This window comes from Variovorax sp. 01T439_2 (assembly GCF_056398445.1).
In genome coordinates, this window is the sequence record NZ_JBFTPJ010000678.1 from 1 (window position 1) to 3273 (window position 3273).

The 3273-nt window shown below is 62.1% G+C and carries 4 protein-coding genes; 3 read left to right on the forward strand and 1 reads right to left on the reverse strand.

Annotated elements, in window-relative coordinates; translation table 11 throughout:
- Window positions 1-489, forward strand: a 489-nt coding sequence (locus tag AC1DOC_RS25715; RefSeq protein ID WP_478130759.1) for a DUF6228 family protein, incomplete at its 5' end; no start/stop codon positions are given.
- A 374-nt stretch (window positions 490-863) separates the two neighbouring features.
- Here the strand turns inward: AC1DOC_RS25715 and AC1DOC_RS25720 are convergent.
- The gene (locus AC1DOC_RS25720; RefSeq protein WP_436300823.1) at window positions 864-1412 is read right to left on the reverse strand and encodes a DUF1003 domain-containing protein; all 549 of its coding nucleotides are present in this window, start codon (window positions 1410-1412) and stop codon (window positions 864-866) included.
- Between the two features lie 425 nt (window positions 1413-1837).
- Between AC1DOC_RS25720 and AC1DOC_RS25725 the strand changes: the two genes are divergently transcribed.
- The gene (locus AC1DOC_RS25725) at window positions 1838-2188 is read left to right on the forward strand and encodes a nuclear transport factor 2 family protein (RefSeq protein ID WP_015867269.1); all 351 of its coding nucleotides are present in this window, start codon (window positions 1838-1840) and stop codon (window positions 2186-2188) included.
- Between the two features lie 150 nt (window positions 2189-2338).
- Window positions 2339-3273 (forward strand): IS1182 family transposase (locus AC1DOC_RS25730; protein WP_478130760.1); only part of this gene is annotated, 935 nt, incomplete at its 3' end.

Below are 3273 nucleotides of genomic sequence, written 5' to 3' on the forward strand. Positions count from 1 at the left end.
TTCGGCCAGAACCAGACCTTCGCGACGCAGGCAGAATTCGCCCCTAAGCTGACGTTCACGAAGGAAAGCATGGGCGAATTTGTAGTGACCTCGGAACGCGAGGCGAAGCTTCGGTTCCACTCTCGTCGGTATCAACGACAAGGAARCCTCGTTAGCTACGATGTGACCCTTGAGGGTCATCGGTTCAGTGCGACKGCGCGAGTTGGCAACTCGGAGCTCGGAACGTCACCCGTGGTGCTATTCAATGAGATGGTTGCCGAACCGTCTGGCTGGGAAGGTGAGAAATCTTGGGCTGCCCTGGACGGGGAGATGAGCATGGTGGCAATTACCGATTCGCTTGGGCACGTGAATCTTGAAGTCAATCTGGACCCGAGAGACGGACCTCCCGAGTGGTACGTTCGTCTAACGATGGTCCTTGAGGTGAGAAGCCTGGAGCAACTCGCCGCGGAGGCAGGAGCATTCTTCGGCCAACAAGAAGTCTGGCGATAGGGCTGCACCCGGCCACAAGCGGGTGCTCACGACCGTCTGGTCCGGGCGTGCGCATCTTCGGCCCGCACTCATTGCGGTGGAACTCGGACTTCATTGAAGTCCCGTGTCGGGGGCCACGAAGCAGGTGCCACAAAGGGCAGTGGCGACACGCGCTCGGAGCGAGACCGGATTCAGGTTCGACCGATGCGACTGCCATGTGATGCTCCCATTCGGCCCAGTGCAGCCCCCCCGGGTTCGCCCCGGCGTCGCGCCTGCGCCTTGCGCTACGGCTTGGCGAAGAAGGAGATCGACCGCCTGTTGCACCACGCGGTGGCTCGCCAGACCTGCCCGTCGTACGACTCAACGTGGCGTGGAAGCCGCGGCCGTAGCGCGACTCAGGTCGGGCGCGCCGACAACTCTTCGATCCGCCGAGTCAGGGCGTGCACCGCGTCGGTCAGCGCCAGCAGTTCGCGTTCCTTCAGGAGGTCGATCTTCTCGTGCAGCAGTTCGATCTCCAACTCCGCCTTGACATTGATTTCGTAGTCGGTTTCGGCGTGGCGCCGGTCCTGCTCGGACTGCCGGTTCTGGCTCATCATAATTGCCGGCGCGGTGTAGGCCGCCTGGAACGACAGGAGCAGGTTCAGAAGAATGAACGGATACGGGTCCCAAGCGCCGTTTCCGGTCATCGCGTTGCCGACGATCCACAGCACGATGGCCGTGCTCTGGAAGATGATGAAGCGCCACGACCCTACGGTCGCCGCCACCGCGTCGGCCAGGCGTTGACTGCGAGTCGGTTCGCCTGCAAGGAAATGCTCGGGAGCCGTCGGCGGCTTGGCCGATCTGGCTTGCCGATGGGCGCGTCGGTGCTTGCGAAGCGACTCCAGCCGAAGCCGATCTTCGGCCGCCAGGGTCGTCGCATTTGGGGTGAGGTGTTTGTCGTTCATACGGGCTCCGATGGTGAAGTCAAGGGCGATGTCGATGGCCCGCGTCCGCCAAACGCCGCAAGCCCGGTTGCATCATGGGGCAGACAGCACGTGGATGTTTGAAGGCGCCGAGAAGCGTTGCACTCGTGCCCACGCCAGTGCATTCCTAGCCGCAGCTGGGTGCGCCGGCGCGCGGCTTGCGAGGGCATCAAACCGTCGATCGAAATCGACTGGACGTTGACTCCTTGACCCGCCGAGTTCCACCGACAGCTCTGCGGCGCCAAATCTGGACGAGCGATCGTCTGCGATGGGCCCAAAGCTCCGAGGCCGCGACGCTTAGGCTGGCAGAGAATGTGATTTCGGACCGGTTCAAAATGTGCGTCACGGCCCTGATTCATTGATCACTCGCGCGGGCCCCACCGCCATTCATGGATGGAGATGCTGAAATGCCCAAAGATCACAAGACGATCCTCGCGACTGCCAACGCCGCCATCATGGATGGCGACTTCGAAGGGTTCTTGAAGTTCTGCACCGAAGACACCGTCTGGAACTTCGTGGGTGACACAATCCTGCGAGGCAAGGAGGCCGTTCGCGAGTGGATGGTCGTCGCGTACAAAGAGCCGCCCCGTTTCCAGGTTCACCACATGATCGGCGACGGCGACTTCGTTGCCGCACTCGGCGAGATCACGTTGACGGACGAGGAGGGGAACACACAGCCTCATGCGTACTGCGATGTCTGGCGATTCCGTGACGGCAAGATGGCCGAACTGCAGGCTTTCGTCGTCCTTGCCTCGTAAAGACGGCGGGAGTTGGAGGAGGCGCTTGTCGGCTTAGGTCCGTCCACGATGGCAGCGTGGGCGGCTACAGTCGGCCGAGGCTGTGTGAAAAGACTTCCAGTCCCGCCCATCAAAAAATAAAATCGATGCACCGTTCCAAGCGAGGTGCCCATGAAGCGATTCATCGAAGGCGAAGACCGACAGCAGGTCGCGCTGTTGCCGGAATGTCTTGATGACTATATCGGCGAAGACAACCCGGTGCGAGTCGTCGACGCCTTCGTCGAGGAACTTGATCTTCAGGCACTCGGCTTCAAAGGCGCGGACCCAGCTGCTACCGGTCGGCCTGCGTACCACCCGGCGGTGCTTCTCAAGCTCTACATCTACGGCTACCTGAACCGCATCCAGTCCAGCCGGCGTCTGGAGCGCGAGGCCCAGCGCAACGTCGAACTGATGTGGCTCACTGGCCGCCTTGCCCCGGACTTCAAGACCATTGCCGACTTCCGTCACGACAACGGCGCGGGCATCCGCAACGTCTGCAAGCGCTTCGTGGGCATGTGCCGGGAGCTCAAGCTGTTCACGCAGGCCATCGTGGCCATCGATGGCAGCAAGTTCAAGGCCGTCAACAGCCGCGACCGCAATGTCACCCCCGCCAAGATCGATGCGCGCCAGCGCCAGATCGAACAGAGCATCCAGCGCTACCTCGACGTGCTGGAGACGGCGGATCGCACACAGCCTGCTGAAGTGGAAGCGAAGACCGAACGCCTGCAGGACAAGATCCGAACCCTGCGCGCGCAGATGCGCCAGCTCGACGAGACCCAGGAGCAATTGAAGAAGCTGCCCGACGGGCAGATCTCCACCACCGACCCCGATGCCCGTTCGATGAACTCGCAGGCCAAGGGCTCGGGCCTGGTGGGCTACAACGTGCAGACGGCGGTCGATGCCAAGCACCATCTCATCGTGGCACACGAGGTGACGAACATCGGCAACGACCGGGCCCAGTTGAGCAAGATGGCCAAGGCGGCACGTGAGGCGATGGACACGAAGAAGCTGCAGGCCTTCGCCGACCGTGGCTACTTCAACGGCACCGAGCTCAAGGCCTGCGAGGA